Source organism: Kitasatospora putterlickiae, assembly GCF_039527695.1.
Lineage (GTDB): Bacteria > Actinomycetota > Actinomycetes > Streptomycetales > Streptomycetaceae > Kitasatospora > Kitasatospora putterlickiae.
Genome location: NZ_BAAAKJ010000235.1, coordinates 424 through 13,895 on the forward strand (window position 1 = coordinate 424; position 13,472 = coordinate 13,895).

Below are 13,472 nucleotides of genomic sequence, written 5' to 3' on the forward strand. Positions count from 1 at the left end.
ACCGCGAAGGTCCGGACGGCGGCCGGGAAACCGGAGCCCCGGTCAGAGGCGCATCGCCTGCGGCGACTCGCGACGGCCCAGGTCGGGGCCGTCGTACTCGCGGATGACCTCGTAGCGGGTGTTGCGCTCCACCGGGCGGAAGCCGGCGTCCCGGATCAGGTCGAGCAGGTCCTCGCGGCTCAGCTTGTTCGGGGTGCCGAAGTTGTCCGCGTCGTGGGTGATCTTGTACTCGACCACCGAGCCGTCCATGTCGTCCGCGCCGTGGCTGAGCGCCAGCTGGGCGGTGGTGACGCCGTGCATCACCCAGAAGACCTTGACGTGCGGCACGTTGTCGAACAGCAGCCGGGAGACCGCGAAGGTCTTCAGCGCCTCGGCGCCGGTGGCCATCTCGGTGCGCGCCATCAGCTTGTTGCGCACCACGCCGTCCTTGGAGTCGTGGAAGTCGTGCTGGTAGCGCAGCGGGATGAAGACCTGGAAGCCCCCGGTCTCGTCCTGCAGCTCGCGCAGCCGCAGCACGTGGTCCACCCGGTGACGGGGCTCCTCGATGTGGCCGTAGAGCATGGTGGCCGGCGTCTTGAGGCCCTTGCTGTGGGCGAGCCGGTGGATCCGCGACCAGTCCTCCCAGTGGGTGTCGTGGTCGACGATGTGCTGGCGGACCTCCCAGTCGAAGATCTCCGCGCCGCCGCCGGTCAGCGACTCCAGGCCGGCGTCGATCAGCTCGTCGAGGATCTCGTCGGCGGGCAGGCCGCTGATCCGCTCGAACCAGTGGATCTCGGTGGCGGTGAAGGCCTTCAGCGAGACGTTCGGCAGCGCGGCCTTCAGCTCCCGCAGCGAGCGCGGGTAGTAGCGCCACGGCAGGGTCGGGTGCAGGCCGTTGACGATGTGCAGCTCGGTGAGGGAGTCGACCTCCATCGCCTTGGCGAGCCGGACGGCCTCCTCGATGCGCATCGTGTAGGCGTCCTTCTCGCCCGGCTTGCGCTGGAACGAGCAGTACGCGCAGGACGCGCTGCACACGTTGGTCATGTTGAGGTGGCGGTTGACGTTGAAGTGGACGACGTCACCGTTCTTCCGCGTCCGCACGTGGTGGGCGAGGCCGCCCAGCCAGGCCAGGTCGTCACTCTCGTAGAGCGCGATCCCGTCCTCCCGGGTCAGCCGCTCCCCCGCGTAGACCTTCGCCTCCAGCTCGCGCTTGAGCCCTGCGTCCATGCGGTGCCCCGCCTCCTCCGACTTCGAATCCTTGCCGGAACGAGCGTACGCCCCCGCCCGGGGCGGTTCGCGGGCAGCCGCCCCGCGCGGGTCAGCCGGCGAGCAGCTCCGCCAGCAGCGCCGGCTCGATGTTGCCGCCGCTCACCACGGCCGCCACGGCCCGCCCGCCGAGCCCGGCGGCCCGGTGGAAGTAGGCCGCCGGGGCGACCGCGCCGGACGGCTCGGCGACGATCCGCCCGCGCCGGGCCAGCAGGGCCACCGTGGCGCGGATCTCGTCCTCGGTGACGGTGACGATGTCGTCCACGTAGGCGGTGAGGTGCTCGTACGGCAGCACGCCCACGGACGGCGTGCGCAGGCCGTCGGCGATCGTCCGGTAGGTGTCGGCGACCGGCCAGGCGACCCGTCGGCCGGCCCGCAGGCCGGCCTGCGCGTCGGCGGCCAGCTCGGGCTCGACGCCGACCACCCGCACGCCCGGGCGGGTCAGTTTGAGCGCGGCCGCGGTACCGCCGATCAGCCCGCCGCCGCTGACCGGGACGAGCACGGTGTCCAGCTCCGCCGGGGCGTCCTCGGCGATCTCCAGGCCGACCGTGCCCTGGCCCGCGATGATGAACGGGTCGTCGTACGGCGGCACCCAGACGTAACCGTGCCGCTCGGCCAGCTCGGCGGGCACGGTGTCCCGCTCCTCCGGCGACACCAGCAGCACCTCGGCGCCGAACGACCGGGTGGCCTCAACCTTGACCGCGGGCGAGGTGTCCGGCATCACGATCACGGCCTTGATCCCGAGCAGCCGCCCGGCGTACGCCACCGCCTGCGCGTGGTTGCCGCTGGACTGGGCGACCACGCCGCGGGCGCGTTCGTCGTCGCTCAGCGCGGCGAGCCGGTTGTACGCGCCCCGGACCTTGAACGCCCCGGTCGGCTGGAGGTTCTCCGGCTTGAGCCAGAGCCGGCGCCCGCCGTCCTCCGCCCAGGGGGCGGGAACCAGCGGGGTGCGCACCGCGACGCCCGCGACCCGCTCCCGGGCCGCGCGCAGTTCCTCCAGACCGACCAGTGCCATGACCGTCTCTTCCGCCGTGCGCTACTCGCCCTCGGTCAGCGGCAGCTCGCTGACCCGGCTCTCCCACTTGGTGGAGAGTACGACGGTCGTCCGGGTGCGGGCCACGCCCTTGGTGCCCGAGATCCGCTTCACCACGGACTCCAGGCCCTCGACGTCCGGCACCCGGACCTTGAGCATGTACGAGTCGTCACCGGCGATGAACCAGCAGTCCTCGACCTCGCCGAGGTCCTTCAGCCGGAACGCGACGTCCTCGTGGTCCGCCGCGTCGGTCAACTGGAGGCCGATCAGGGCCGTGACCCCGAAACCGAGCGAGGCCGGGTTGACCGTCGCCCGGTAGCCGGTGATGACACCGGCCTGCTCCAGGCGGTTGATGCGGTCCGTGACGCTCGGGCCGGAGAGGCCGACCAGCCGGCCCAGCTCTGCGTAGGACGCGCGGCCGTTCTCCCGGAGCGCCTGGATGAGCTGTCTGTCCACCGTGTCCATATACCGTCCGCGTCCTTCCGAACCTCACCAGACCCACAGATCATTATCCGGATTCAAAGGCGCCGTGCTCGGACCAACCCGGATATCGCAGAGAACATACTCTCCCGTCCTGCGGTCCCTCACTCCCCCTCAGGTCGACCGTTCGGTCGCGCGGGCCGCCGCGCCCAGCTCGCCCTCCCACCGGCGGTACAGCGCGTGCGGTACTCCGACGGCGTCCAGGACCCGTCCGGCGACGAATCCGACCAGCTCGGCGACGGTGGAGCCGCCCGCGTAGAACCCGGGCGAGGCGGGGAGCACGACCGCGCCCTGCGCGTCCAGTTCCACCAAGTGCTTCAACGTCACCCCGTTGAGTGGTGTCTCGCGGACGCAGACGACCAGCGGCCGCCGCTCCTTGAGGGTGACGCTGGCCGTCCGCTGGAGCAGGTCCTTGCTGAGGCCGAGCGCGATCCCGGCCACCGCGCCGGTGGTCGCGGGCACCACCAGCATCCCCTTCGCGGGGTACGAGCCGCTGGACGGGCCCGCCGCGAAGTCCCCCGCCGGCCAGTACCTGACGTCGTCCAGGCCGTCCACCCCGGCTCCCAGCCATTCGGCGAGGTCGGCGCGCCAGTGCGCGTCCCGGAAGGCGATGCCGGTCTCGTCGAGGATCGTCAGCCGGGCCGCGCGGCTGACCACCAGGTCGACCGACTCGCCCGCGGCGAGGAGGGCGCGGATCACCGCGGCGGCGTACGGGGTGCCGGACGCGCCGGACACCCCCACGACCCAGGGACGGCGGACTGGCTGCTCAGGCTTTTCCATAGTGCCTACTTTCTATCTCCACTCCACCCCTCCTCCCGCCCCGGCCCGCCCTGGGAGGATGGGCGGCATGGCCACCCTCGTCGACCTCACCCACCAGGTGACCACCGCGATGCCGGTCTACCCCGGCGATCCGGCCGTCCTCCTGGAGCCCGCCCTCACCACCGCCACCGCCGGGGTGAACGTGCTCGCCCTGCACCTCGGCTCGCAGTCCGGCACCCACGTGGACGCGCCGTACCACGTCGACGTCACCTGGCCGACGCTGGACGGCCTGCCGCTGGAGCGGTTCACCGGCTCGGCGGTCGTCGCCGACCTGCGCGGCCTGGAGCCGCGCGCCGCGATCACCCCCGAGCTGCTCGCGCCCGCGCTGGAGCGGGCCGGCGAGGGCACCGTGCTGCTGCTCGCCACCGGCTGGGCCCGGCACTGGGGCACCGACGCCTACCTCGCCCACCCGAGCCTGACCGCGCGGGCCGCCGAGGCGATCGTCGCCGCCGGGGTGCGCACGGTCGGGGTGGACGCGCTCAGCGTGGACCCGACGCCCGCCCTGGGCCCGGGCGACCCGGCGGTGGCCGCGCTGCTCGCCGACCTCACCGACGAGCACGACCAGCCGGCCGCCGAGGAGCCGACGCTGGCCGCGCACCGGGTGCTGCTCGGGGCGCCGGGCGGCGGGGTGATCGCGGAGAACCTGACCGATCTGCGGCCGCTGCTGACGGCCCAGGAGGCGGGCCGGCCGGTCGAGGTGTCGCTCTTCCCACTGCGACTGGTGGCGGCCGACGGGGCCCCGGTGCGGGCGGTCGCCAGGCTCGGATGAGCGGCCGCGCCCCGGCCCGGTTCGAACACCTGGCCGGGCCAGGCGACTTGGTCTAGACCATCATTGGCGGGCGGCGCTACGCTTTCCGGCCATGGCAGAGATCATCGGAGTCATCGAGCAGCTCTGGCGCTACCCCGTGAAGTCCACCGGCGGTGAGCGGCTCGACTCCGTCGAGGTGGACGACCGCGGGCTCGCGGGCGACCGCCTCTACGCCGTGCGCGACGGCAACGGCAGGCTCGGCTCCGGCAAGAACACCCGCCGGTTCCGCCGGATGGACGGCCTGCTCCGCCTCTCCGCCCGGCTCGGCCACCGGCTCGACGGCCCCGAGCTGTTCGACCCGCTCGGCCGGCCGGTCATCGACCCGACCGCCTTCCTCCGCGCCTACCTGCAGCGCGACGACGTCGAGCTGGCCCGCGAGGACGCCGTCTCGCACTTCGACCAGCTCCCGGTCAGCGTGCTCACCACCGCCACCCTGGACTGGGTCGCCGACGCCGCACCGTCCGCCGTGGTGGACGTCCGCCGGTTCCGCCCGAACATCCTGCTGCGCACCCCGCCGGGCACCCCGCCGTTCACCGAGGACGCCTGGTTCGGGCACCAGGCGCACGGCTCCGCGCGCTCCGGCGCCCGGCTCGCCTTCGTCCGCTCCAGCGAGCGCTGCGTGATGACCACCGCCGCCCAGCCCGGACTGCCGCACGCCCCGGAGATCCTCAAGGCCCTCGTCCAGTTCCACGACGGCCGGCTGGACGCCCTCGCCGAGGTCGCCACCCCCGGCCGGCTCGCGGTCGGGGACACCCTGACACTGACCTGATCCCCGGCCCGAGCCACCGTCAGTTCCGCTTGTCCCTTCATCACTTGACTGACGCGCGCCTATCCTGTCTTACTGTCCTAAGACAGGAGAACAACTGGTGATCGAGTTCGTGCTCGACGGCCGCTCACGCGTGGCCACGTACATGCAGCTGGTCCTACAGGTGAAGCAGGCGCTGCGGGTCGGACTGGCGCAACCGGGGGACCGGCTGCCCAAGGTGCGGGACGTGGCCCAGGCCCTGGCGATCAACCCCAACACCGTGCTCAAGGCCTACCGGGAGCTGGAACTGGAGGGACTCGCCGAGGGCCGACCCGGAGTGGGGACCTTCCTCGTCCGCACCCTGGCCGGCCCCTCGCTGGCCCACCAGGCTGCGCTGCGCGAGGAGTTGGTGGCCTGGCTGGGAAAGGCGCAGGCCGCCGGACTCGCCCGCGAGGACATCGCCGCGCTCGTCGACACCACCCTGCGCGCCACGCCCGACCGGCCGCCCGCCAGCGGGACCTGACCGGTCCAACAGTCATCTTGGGGGAAACACATGACGGAAGTCGCTCTGCGAACCGAGGGGTTGGGGAAGCGCTACGGGCGCTCCTGGGCCCTGCGGGACTGCTCGCTGGAACTGCCCGCCGGACGGATCGCCGCCCTGGTCGGCCCCAACGGCGCCGGCAAGTCCACCCTGCTCCACCTCGCCGTCGGCCTGCTCCAGCCCGACACCGGGTGGGCCCGCGTCTTCGGACGCGATCCCCGCCACGACCGCGCCGCCCTGGCCGACCTCGGCTTCGTCGCCCAGGACACCCCGCTCTACCCCGACTTCACCGCCACCGAGCTGATCACCATGGGCGGACGGCTCAACCGCCGCGGCTGGGACGCCGCCATCGCCCGCGACCGGCTGGGCCGGCTCGGCATCCCGTCCGACAAACCCGTCGGCAGGCTCTCCGGCGGCCAGCGCGCCCAGGTCGCACTCGCGCTGGCGCTCGCCAAGCGTCCCCGGCTGCTGCTGCTCGACGAGCCGGTGGCGGCGCTGGACCCGCTCGCCCGGCACGAGTTCATGCAGGCCCTGATGGGCGCCGTCGGCGAGTACGGAACCACCGTCCTGCTCTCCTCCCACCTGCTCGCCGACCTCGAAAGGGTCTGTGACCACCTGGTGCTGCTGCACACCTCCCGCGTCCAGCTCGCCGGCCCGGTCGAGGAGTTGCTCGCCGGGCACCGCCGGCTGATCGGCCCCCGGCTGCCCGACGGCGCCGCCGTCCCCGGCGTGGCCTCGGTGATCCGGGCCAGCCACACCGAACGGCAGTCCACGCTGCTGGTGCGCACCGACGGGCCGGTGGACGAGAGCCACTGGGCCGTGCACGAGATCACCCTGGAGGACCTCGTGCTCGCCCACCTGGGCACCCACTCCCCCGCGGAGGTGGCGGCGTGATCTGGCTGACCTGGCGCCAGCACCGCAGGCAGGCCCTGTGGACGACCGTGGCGCTCGTCGTGCTCGCCGCCGTCCTGGTGCCCACCGGGCTGGCCATGCGTTCGTCCTTCGAGGACTCCGGCCTCGGCGCCTGCCTGCGGGCACTCGGCCACGCCGAACTCGTCGACGGCGGCGGCTGCGAGGCGCTGAGCCAGCGCTTCAAGAGCAAGTACGAATCGACCGCCTACCTGGCCATCCTGCTCGTCCTGCTGCCGGTCCTGGCCGGAATCTTCCTCGGCGCCCCGCTGGTCGCCCGGGAGGTCGAGAACGGCACCCACCGGCTGGTCTGGACCCAGGGCATCAGCCGCCGGCGCTGGATCCTCACCAAGTTCGGCCTGGTCGGGGCGGTCGCGCTGGTGCTGTCCGTCGGCTACGCGCTCGGCGCCGCCTGGTGGCTCGGGCCGCTCGCCGCCAACGGCCTCGGCCGCTTCCGCGTCCTGGTCTTCGACGTCCAGGGCCTCGCGCCGATCGGGTACACGCTGTTCGCGGTCGCGCTCGGCATCCTGGCCGGCACGCTCAGCCGCCGGGTGCTGCCCGCGATGGGCGTCTCGCTCGTCGCGTTCATCACGGTCCGGGCCCTCGTCGAACTGCTCGCCCGCCCCTCCTTCATGCCGGCCAAGACGCTCGCCTACGCGGTCGACGGTACGGAGATGGCCAACCGCTTCGCCGGCTCGTGGGTCTACCAGGAGGGCGTCCGCAACGGCACCGGCGCCATCGTCATCCCCGACGCCCGGATCAGCTGCGGTGGCGGCGGCGAAGGCGTCGCCCAGTGCCTGGCCGGCATCGACCGGGACGGCTACGGCCCCGGCCCTTACAGCAACTGGCTGGAGTACCAGCCGGCCGACCGGTTCTGGACCTTCCAGGCCATCGAGACCGGGATCTTCCTCGCCCTGACCGCCCTGCTGATCACCCTCGCCATCCGCCGCGTCCGCCGCATCTCCTGAGGCCCGGCGCCGGGCCCCGCGTCCCCGAACGCTCAGTGGCGGGCGGGGATGAGGCAGAGGGGGTGGCCGGCGGGGTCGGCGTAGACGCGCCAGGAGCCGGCGTCGTGGAGGAGGGTGGCGCCGAGGGCGAGGACGGCGGGCTCGGCGGTGGTGAGGTCGGGGACGTCGATGTCCAGGTGGGCCTGCTGGGGGCTCGCCGGTTCGCCCCAGCGGGGCGGGCGGTGGTCGGCGACGCGCTGGAAGCAGAGCACCTGGCCGGTGGGGGTGTGCAGGGTGGACCAGTCCTCGCCGAGCGACCAGCGCGGGTCCGGGCGGTCCACCTCGCCGCCGAGCAGCCCGGCGTAGAACCGGGCCAGCGCGGCCGGGTCCGGACAGTCGAGGACGACGCACTGCAGTTCACCGATCATCGGGGTTCCTTCGGGGAGAGCGGGAAGTCGGCGCGCCGGACCCACCGGGCGCCGTCGAACACCAGCAGCCGGACGGCCTCGGCGCGGGCGGTGAGCGGCAGGTGCGGGGCGAGGCCGGCGGCGACGGGTCCGGGGTCGTCGTGGTAGGCCACCGTCAGGTGCGGGACCACCTCCGCGAACCGGCCGCCGTAGGGCGGGTGCTCCGGCCAGCGGGCGGCGACGGCGGCCGTGAGCGCGTTCAGCCGCGCGGCGGCCCCGGCCGACGGGGCGAGGTAGTGGACGCCGGGGAAGTCCCCGCAGTGGGTGAAGGCGAGGTCGAACGCGCCCTGGGCGGCGAGGAGTTCACCGAGGTCGCCGAGCACCCCGGCGTCCAGCCGGTGGGCCGGCAGGAACGGGTACAGCACCGTCACGTGGGCGGGCACGCCGAGCCGCGCCGACGGGTCGTACCGCTCGCGCCAGGGCCCGACGACGGCCTCCGCCTCCGGCACCGGGAGGACCAGTGCGCTCTCGCCCGTCTGCGTCATACCGGCATTCTCCACGCTGGACAGCGGTCGCCGCAGGATCTGACGATGGGCGGATGATCACAGCGGGCGGTATCCGGCTGGAGCGGCTGGCGGACGAGCACGCGGCGGCGCTGCTGGCGTTCGAGCGGGAGAACCGGGAGTGGTTCGCCCGGTCGGTGCCGGACCGCGGGGACGCGTACTTCACGGCGGCCGGGTTCGCCGAGCGGCACCAGGCGCTGCTCGCCGAACAGGCCGACGGGTCCTGCCACTTCCACCTGGTGCTGGACGGCGCGGGGCGGATCGTCGGGCGGGTCAACCTGGTGGACGCCGCGGGCGGCAGCGCCGAACTCGGGTACCGGGTCGGCGAGTCGGCCGCCGGACGGGGCGTGGCGCGGGCGGCGGTCGAGCGGGTGTGCCGGCTGGCGGCCGAGCAGTACGGGCTGGGCACGCTGACCGCCGTGACCACGGTCGACAACGCCGCCTCCCGGGCGGTGCTCGCCCGCACCGGCTTCACCGAGGCCGGCGCGGTGACCGTCGACGGGCGGCCGGGCCTGGCGTACCGGCGCGCGCTCCGGGCCGGGGTTTCGGCGGCCGCCGCCATCGGGCAGTAAGCCGGGCATGACGATCCCTCACCGCTTGGTCGGCACCGGCGCCCACAAGGTCCTGGTGCTGCACGACTGGTTCGGCACCAGCGCCGGCTGGGGCCCGTTCCCGGACTACCTGGACGGCTCCGCCTTCTCCTACGCGTTCCTCGACTACCGGGGCTACGGCGAGCGCAAGGACGTGGCCGGCGCCTACACGCTGGCCGAGATCGCGGACGACGCGCTCGCGCTGGCCGACCAGCTCGGCTGGCGGGACTTCTCGCTGGTCGGGCACTCGATGGGCGGCAAGGCCGTCCAGCAGGTGCTCGCCCAGGCGCCGCACCGGGTGCGGCGGCTGGCCGGGCTGGCACCCGTTCCGGCCGGGCCCTACCCGATGGACGCCGCCGGGGAGGAGCTGTTCTACGGCGCGGCCGAGGACCGGGCGAAGCGGTACGGGATCCTGGACCAGGTGACCGGCCGGCGGGCCGGCCGGGTCTGGCTCGACCGGATGGTGGACCGCTCGCTGGAGCTGTCCACCCGCGAGGCCTTCGGCGGCTACGTACGCGACTGGACCACCGCCGACCTGGTCGACCGGATCGCCGGGAACCCGGTGCCGGTCCGGGTGTTCGTGGGCGAGCACGACCTCCTGCTGACCGCCGACGCGATGCGCGCCACCTTCCTGGCGCACTACCCCAACGCCGAGGTGGAGCAGCTGCCCGCCAGCGGCCACTACCCGATGCACGAGACGCCGGTCGCCCTGGCCACCGCGCTGGAGTCCTTCCTGCACGCGTAGCGAGGAGCGCGGACCGCTACCGCCGGACGGCCGTGCGGCGGTAGCGGCCGGGCGGCAGGCCGAACTCCCAGCCGCGCGCGGTGTGGAAGCGGTCTTCCTGGTGTGGCCGTTCGCGGTGGCGGACGGCGCCACGGCGGCGGTGGCGGCCCTGACCGGGGCGGGCGCCGGGGTGGTGTTCCTGTCCTCCGCCGCCGTCCGGGACGTCCCCGGGCACGGACCGGTGTCACCCGGGCGCCCGGACGCCGGACTGGAGGCCGCGATCGCCCGGTCGGGCGTGCCGTACACCTTCCTCCGTCCACACGGGTTCATGGCGAACACGCTGCGCTGGGCGGCCGAGATCCGCGCGTCGGGCACCGTCCGGGGCTTCGCCGGCGGGGCCGGGACGACGCTGGCCGACGAGCGGGACATCGCCGCCGTCGCCGTCCAGGCGCTCACCGGGCCCGGCCACGACGGCGCCCGCTACGACCTCACCGGCCCGGCCTCGCCGACCCGGGCGGAACAGGTGCGGATCATCGGCGAGGCCATCAGCCGGCCGGTCCGCTGGGAGTAGCTGCCGCGCCCCGAGGCCCGCCGCCGGATGCCGGCGGGCGGCTGGCCGCTCCGGGTCGTCGACGGCGCGCTCGACTTCCTCGCGGCCCGGATCGACCACCCGGAGCCGGTGTCCGACACCGTCCGGACGGTCACCGGCCGTCCGGCGCGGACGCTGCGGGAGTGGGCGGTCGAGCACGCCGGGCACTTCCGCTGAGCCGCCCGGGCGCTACCGGAGGTCCTTGATCCGCTCCCGGACCACGGGCGAGGCCTTCGCCCAACTGCCGCTGTCGAAGGGCGGCACGGGGTCGTACTCGGCGTGCAGCTGGATCGCCCGGGCGGTGGTCTCGTCGGTCAGCAGGGCGGCGAGGTGGAGCGCCATGTCGATGCCGGCGGAGACGCCGGCCGCCGTGACGATCCGGCCCCGGCGCACCACCCGCTCGGGGGTGAACGCGGCGCCGTACGCGGCCAGTTCGCCCGCCGCCGCCCAGTGCGTGGTGGCGTCGAGCCCGTCGAGCAGCCCGGCGGCCCCGAGCAGCAGCGCGCCGGTGCACACGGAGGCGGTGAACCGGGTGGTCCCGTGCACCCGGCGCAGCCAGTCGAGCAGGGCGTCGTCGGCCAGCAGCCGCCGGGTGCCGCGCCCGCCCGGGACGAGCAGCACGTCGCACCCCTCGACCTCCGCGTACCGGGCGGGCACGTCCAGCCGCAGCCCCCCGATGCCGTCGGCGACCGCCCCCCGCTCCCCCACCGCCACGAACCGCACGGTGGCGCCCGGGAGATGACCGAGCATCTGGTACGGGCCGATCGCGTCGAGCGGCTCGAAGTCGTCGAAGAGCGGGATGACGATGTCCATGCCCCGCAGCGTAGGCGCGCGCCGGCCGCCCGTCCCGCCCCCGGTCAGCGGATTCACGAGAACGAGTGGTCTGCACCACCGGCCTTTCCCCCAGCGCATCCGACTCCGCGCCGATGGCGGCTCACCGCGCCGGAGCGAGTAGCCTCGCTCCCGTAGGAGAGGAGTGCCATCATGAGTCAGCCCGTTCCCGACCGTACCGAGCTCATCCCCCGCCCGGAGAAGAACCCGGCCGCGCTCAAGGCCGCGCTGGCGGTCGTGGCGGCGGACCGGCTCCCGGAGATGGTCAACGGGCAGACCCTGGCGATGGCCGAGGCCATCGATGCCGCCAGCGTCCAGCCGATCAGGGCGTTCGTGGACCATTGGGCCGCCACGATCGAGATCGAACGGGTACCGGAGCGCGCCGAGGCCTACCACCGGGCGAACTACCTGGCCAACCACGCGGCCACCGTCGCCGAGTGTCGCCGCAACGCCTCCCTGGTGGCCGAGATCTACCGCACGGCGTACGCGGCGGTGACCGGGTGACCTGGAGCTGGGAGTACCTTCCCAGCCAGGAACGCGTGACCGGCGGCGCCCCGGCGCCCTTCCTCGCCGTGGTCGAGGAGAAGGCGGCCGAGTTGGTCCGTGCCGCCGAGGCCCTCCACCTCGATGGCAGTGGCTATCACGGGAGCGGGGAGCCGATGCGCTACCTCGATGTCGCGGGCGGGCTCATGACGTACTACGTCGTCCCCCGTCTCCGGCTCGTCGTCGTCTGCCAGGTGACCGCACCGCCGGGCTGACCGGACCACCGCTCATCCCAACGCGTCCAGCTCCGTGCCGATGGCGGCGCGGAGGGGGGCGTGGGCGGGGGCGAGGGGGTGGGTCGGGGCGGTCCAGTGGGTGCCGGGGTAGAGCCAGACGGGCCGGCGGACGAGGTCCGCGGGTTCCCAGTCGTAGCGGGGCCAGACGTGGACGTGCAGCATCGGGTCGGTGTTGCCGAGGATCTCCAGATTGACCCGCCGGAAGGCCGGATCGGCCGCCCGGCAAGCGCGTTCGACGGCCTCGCCGAGGCGGTCGAGGTCCGCCAGGTACGCCAGCCGGCGCGCTCGCGGCAGGTCGGTGAGCCGTTCGACGCCCGGTTCGTCTGTGAGCAGGACCGTGTAGCCGGGCAGGAACTGCACGTCCCCCATCACCGCGAAGCCGGCGGTCAGCCGCCGGAGGACGGTGGGGTTCTCGCCGCGCAGGGCGCTGCCGACGCGGTCGGACTTCCAGGCGGTGGTGTCGGTCATGGGCCGATGCTAGGACCGGATGATCACCGGGTGGTCGGATTCGACCAGGTCGGCCGCGCGGGCCGGGTCGCCGTTCGCGCGGGCCAGCAGCGCCGCGACGTCGTAGCCGGGTGCGTCCGGGTCGCCGTGGACGCCGAGGGTCAGGCCGGGTTCGCAGCGGGTCGCCCAGACCGCGGGCGCGAGATCCGGGCGCAGCCGCTGCACCGCGCACACCAGGGCCCAGGCCGCGTCGTCCAGCCGGGCCCGCCGGGCCGGGTCGCAGGCGGCGACGGCGTCGGCCACCCCGGGGTCGTCCGGGTCGTAGTCCTCCAGCAGCGGCAGCAGTTCGGGGGCGCCCAGGATCTCCGCCGCGTGGAAGGTGAGGACGGCCGCGCCGTCCGGGTCCGCCAGCAGTTCGACCAGCAGCGGCAGGGCCCTCGGGTCGCGCCGCCGGGCCAGGCCGCGGACGCCCTCCTCGCGGGCGTCCAGGTGGTCGTCGAAGGTCCGCTCCCACAGGGCCGCCCGCACGTCCGGGCCGTCGGCCTCGCACTGGAACCCGAGCGTGAACGTCGCCGCGTCGCGGACCTCCGGGTCCGGGTCCCGGGTCAGGCCGATGAGCGCACGGACGCCGGGGGCGTCCGGTGGGCCGGTGAGCACCTCCGCGGGCCAGAGGGCGGCTGCCACCTGCCCGCGCACCTCGGCGTCGGGGTGACCGGCCAGGGCGACCAGGACGGGCACCGCCCGCCCGTCCCGGGTCCGTCCGAGGGCCTCCGCCAGGCGGGCCAGGACGCGCCCGTCCCGCTCCCGCTCGGCGAGGGCGAGCAGTGCGGTCGCCGCGTCGTCCTGGACCGTCTCGTCGCGGTCGGCCGCCGCGCCCAGCAGGTCGCAGCCCGCCGCCCGTTCGGCCGGCTCCGCCGAGCGCAGCGACTCCGTGCCGTGGGCGAGCGCCGCCGCCGTGTTCATCACCATCCGGCCAGTCTGGCGCACGCCCGCCGCCCGCACACGGCGTTTTGAC

The 13,472-nt window shown here is 74.3% G+C and carries 20 protein-coding genes; 11 read left to right on the top strand and 9 right to left on the bottom strand.

The features are described from left to right. Window positions 1-42: 42 nt before the first annotated feature. The 4 genes from mqnE to ABD308_RS23415 all read right to left on the bottom strand — a co-directional run bounded on the left by mqnE (window position 43) and on the right by ABD308_RS23415 (window position 3,538). The gene (mqnE, locus tag ABD308_RS23400) at window positions 43-1,206 is read right to left on the bottom strand and encodes an aminofutalosine synthase MqnE (protein ID WP_344338242.1); all 1,164 of its coding nucleotides are present in this window, start codon (window positions 1,204-1,206) and stop codon (window positions 43-45) included. Between the two features lie 91 nt (window positions 1,207-1,297). Beyond that, window positions 1,298-2,260: a threonine ammonia-lyase gene (locus tag ABD308_RS23405; protein ID WP_344338243.1), complete on the bottom strand. Its 963-nt coding sequence runs from the start codon at window positions 2,258-2,260 to the stop codon at window positions 1,298-1,300. A gap of 21 nt (window positions 2,261-2,281) precedes the next feature. Further along, the gene (locus ABD308_RS23410; protein ID WP_344338245.1) at window positions 2,282-2,743 is read right to left on the bottom strand and encodes an Lrp/AsnC family transcriptional regulator; all 462 of its coding nucleotides are present in this window, start codon (window positions 2,741-2,743) and stop codon (window positions 2,282-2,284) included. A gap of 129 nt (window positions 2,744-2,872) precedes the next feature. Then, a complete protein-coding gene (locus ABD308_RS23415) occupies window positions 2,873-3,538 on the bottom strand; it encodes a UbiX family flavin prenyltransferase (RefSeq protein ID WP_344338247.1) in 666 nt (221 codons plus the stop codon). Window positions 3,539-3,605: 67 nt separating this feature from the next. Here ABD308_RS23415 and ABD308_RS23420 point away from each other — a divergent pair, with 67 nt between their 5' ends. The 5 genes from ABD308_RS23420 to ABD308_RS23440 all read left to right on the top strand — a co-directional run bounded on the left by ABD308_RS23420 (window position 3,606) and on the right by ABD308_RS23440 (window position 7,548). Continuing rightward, the gene (locus ABD308_RS23420) at window positions 3,606-4,346 is read left to right on the top strand and encodes a cyclase family protein (protein WP_344338249.1); all 741 of its coding nucleotides are present in this window, start codon (window positions 3,606-3,608) and stop codon (window positions 4,344-4,346) included. Window positions 4,347-4,437: 91 nt separating this feature from the next. Further along, a complete protein-coding gene (locus ABD308_RS23425; protein WP_344338250.1) occupies window positions 4,438-5,154 on the top strand; it encodes an MOSC domain-containing protein in 717 nt (238 codons plus the stop codon). Window positions 5,155-5,251: 97 nt separating this feature from the next. Further along, window positions 5,252-5,653 (top strand): GntR family transcriptional regulator, encoded by a 402-nt coding sequence (locus ABD308_RS23430; RefSeq protein WP_344338251.1) that lies wholly within the window; start codon window positions 5,252-5,254, stop codon window positions 5,651-5,653. Between the two features lie 30 nt (window positions 5,654-5,683). Then, on the top strand, window positions 5,684-6,565 hold the full coding sequence (locus ABD308_RS23435; RefSeq protein WP_344338253.1) for an ABC transporter ATP-binding protein: 882 nt from the start codon (window positions 5,684-5,686) through the stop codon (window positions 6,563-6,565). After that, the gene (locus ABD308_RS23440; protein WP_344338254.1) at window positions 6,562-7,548 is read left to right on the top strand and encodes an ABC transporter permease; all 987 of its coding nucleotides are present in this window, start codon (window positions 6,562-6,564) and stop codon (window positions 7,546-7,548) included. Before ABD308_RS23435 ends, ABD308_RS23440 begins: the two co-directional genes overlap by 4 nt. Window positions 7,549-7,580: 32 nt before the next feature. On the opposite strand, the gene ABD308_RS23445 is transcribed toward ABD308_RS23440, so the two are convergent. Both ABD308_RS23445 and ABD308_RS23450 read right to left on the bottom strand, forming a co-directional pair. Beyond that, window positions 7,581-7,955: a VOC family protein gene (locus ABD308_RS23445; RefSeq protein WP_344338256.1), complete on the bottom strand. Its 375-nt coding sequence runs from the start codon at window positions 7,953-7,955 to the stop codon at window positions 7,581-7,583. After that, window positions 7,952-8,479, bottom strand: a complete 528-nt coding sequence (locus tag ABD308_RS23450) for a 2'-5' RNA ligase family protein (RefSeq protein ID WP_344338258.1) — start codon at window positions 8,477-8,479, stop codon at window positions 7,952-7,954. Before ABD308_RS23450 ends, ABD308_RS23445 begins: the two co-directional genes overlap by 4 nt. Window positions 8,480-8,532: 53 nt before the next feature. Here ABD308_RS23450 and ABD308_RS23455 point away from each other — a divergent pair, with 53 nt between their 5' ends. The 4 genes from ABD308_RS23455 to ABD308_RS23470 all read left to right on the top strand — a co-directional run bounded on the left by ABD308_RS23455 (window position 8,533) and on the right by ABD308_RS23470 (window position 10,577). After that, window positions 8,533-9,069 (top strand): GNAT family N-acetyltransferase, encoded by a 537-nt coding sequence (locus tag ABD308_RS23455; protein WP_344338260.1) that lies wholly within the window; start codon window positions 8,533-8,535, stop codon window positions 9,067-9,069. Window positions 9,070-9,076: 7 nt separating this feature from the next. Then, the gene (locus ABD308_RS23460; RefSeq protein ID WP_344338262.1) at window positions 9,077-9,832 is read left to right on the top strand and encodes an alpha/beta fold hydrolase; all 756 of its coding nucleotides are present in this window, start codon (window positions 9,077-9,079) and stop codon (window positions 9,830-9,832) included. 82 nt (window positions 9,833-9,914) lie between these two features. Beyond that, on the top strand, window positions 9,915-10,382 hold the full coding sequence (locus tag ABD308_RS23465) for a Rossmann-fold NAD(P)-binding domain-containing protein (RefSeq protein WP_344338264.1): 468 nt from the start codon (window positions 9,915-9,917) through the stop codon (window positions 10,380-10,382). A 27-nt stretch (window positions 10,383-10,409) separates the two neighbouring features. Beyond that, a complete protein-coding gene (locus ABD308_RS23470; protein ID WP_344338267.1) occupies window positions 10,410-10,577 on the top strand; it encodes a hypothetical protein in 168 nt (55 codons plus the stop codon). A gap of 12 nt (window positions 10,578-10,589) precedes the next feature. Here ABD308_RS23470 and ABD308_RS23475 read toward each other — a convergent pair whose 3' ends face one another. Next, complete coding sequence (locus ABD308_RS23475) at window positions 10,590-11,213, bottom strand: DJ-1/PfpI family protein (protein WP_344338269.1); 624 nt, start codon at window positions 11,211-11,213, stop codon at window positions 10,590-10,592. Between the two features lie 171 nt (window positions 11,214-11,384). Here ABD308_RS23475 and ABD308_RS23480 point away from each other — a divergent pair, with 171 nt between their 5' ends. Beyond that, a complete protein-coding gene (locus ABD308_RS23480) occupies window positions 11,385-11,735 on the top strand; it encodes a hypothetical protein (protein WP_344338272.1) in 351 nt (116 codons plus the stop codon). Continuing rightward, entirely contained in the window at window positions 11,732-11,989 is a 258-nt protein-coding gene (locus tag ABD308_RS23485; protein ID WP_344338275.1) for a hypothetical protein, read from the top strand. The genes ABD308_RS23480 and ABD308_RS23485 overlap by 4 nt, the downstream gene beginning before the upstream one ends. Window positions 11,990-12,001: 12 nt before the next feature. Here the strand turns inward: ABD308_RS23485 and ABD308_RS23490 are convergent, their stop codons facing one another. After that, a complete protein-coding gene (locus tag ABD308_RS23490; RefSeq protein WP_344338276.1) occupies window positions 12,002-12,478 on the bottom strand; it encodes an HIT family protein in 477 nt (158 codons plus the stop codon). Between the two features lie 9 nt (window positions 12,479-12,487). Beyond that, complete coding sequence (locus ABD308_RS23495) at window positions 12,488-13,426, bottom strand: HEAT repeat domain-containing protein (RefSeq protein WP_344338277.1); 939 nt, start codon at window positions 13,424-13,426, stop codon at window positions 12,488-12,490. Window positions 13,427-13,472: the final 46 nt, after the last annotated feature.

What these genes read in the sequence shown, in the direction of transcription:
- mqnE (WP_344338242.1), bottom strand. Translation starts at nt 1,206, where the DNA reads ATGGACGCAGGGCTCAAGCGCGAGCTGGAGGCGAAGGTCTACGCGGGG.
- ABD308_RS23405 (WP_344338243.1), bottom strand. Translation starts at nt 2,260, where the DNA reads ATGGCACTGGTCGGTCTGGAGGAACTGCGCGCGGCCCGGGAGCGGGTC.
- ABD308_RS23410 (WP_344338245.1), bottom strand. Translation starts at nt 2,743, where the DNA reads ATGGACACGGTGGACAGACAGCTCATCCAGGCGCTCCGGGAGAACGGC.
- ABD308_RS23415 (WP_344338247.1), bottom strand. Translation starts at nt 3,538, where the DNA reads ATGGAAAAGCCTGAGCAGCCAGTCCGCCGTCCCTGGGTCGTGGGGGTG.
- ABD308_RS23420 (WP_344338249.1), top strand. Translation starts at nt 3,606, where the DNA reads ATGGCCACCCTCGTCGACCTCACCCACCAGGTGACCACCGCGATGCCG.
- ABD308_RS23425 (WP_344338250.1), top strand. Translation starts at nt 4,438, where the DNA reads ATGGCAGAGATCATCGGAGTCATCGAGCAGCTCTGGCGCTACCCCGTG.
- ABD308_RS23435 (WP_344338253.1), top strand. Translation starts at nt 5,684, where the DNA reads ATGACGGAAGTCGCTCTGCGAACCGAGGGGTTGGGGAAGCGCTACGGG.
- ABD308_RS23445 (WP_344338256.1), bottom strand. Translation starts at nt 7,955, where the DNA reads ATGATCGGTGAACTGCAGTGCGTCGTCCTCGACTGTCCGGACCCGGCC.
- ABD308_RS23450 (WP_344338258.1), bottom strand. Translation starts at nt 8,479, where the DNA reads ATGACGCAGACGGGCGAGAGCGCACTGGTCCTCCCGGTGCCGGAGGCG.
- ABD308_RS23455 (WP_344338260.1), top strand. Translation starts at nt 8,533, where the DNA reads ATGATCACAGCGGGCGGTATCCGGCTGGAGCGGCTGGCGGACGAGCAC.
- ABD308_RS23460 (WP_344338262.1), top strand. Translation starts at nt 9,077, where the DNA reads ATGACGATCCCTCACCGCTTGGTCGGCACCGGCGCCCACAAGGTCCTG.
- ABD308_RS23470 (WP_344338267.1), top strand. Translation starts at nt 10,410, where the DNA reads ATGCCGGCGGGCGGCTGGCCGCTCCGGGTCGTCGACGGCGCGCTCGAC.
- ABD308_RS23475 (WP_344338269.1), bottom strand. Translation starts at nt 11,213, where the DNA reads ATGGACATCGTCATCCCGCTCTTCGACGACTTCGAGCCGCTCGACGCG.
- ABD308_RS23480 (WP_344338272.1), top strand. Translation starts at nt 11,385, where the DNA reads ATGAGTCAGCCCGTTCCCGACCGTACCGAGCTCATCCCCCGCCCGGAG.
- ABD308_RS23490 (WP_344338276.1), bottom strand. Translation starts at nt 12,478, where the DNA reads ATGACCGACACCACCGCCTGGAAGTCCGACCGCGTCGGCAGCGCCCTG.
- ABD308_RS23495 (WP_344338277.1), bottom strand. Translation starts at nt 13,426, where the DNA reads ATGGTGATGAACACGGCGGCGGCGCTCGCCCACGGCACGGAGTCGCTG.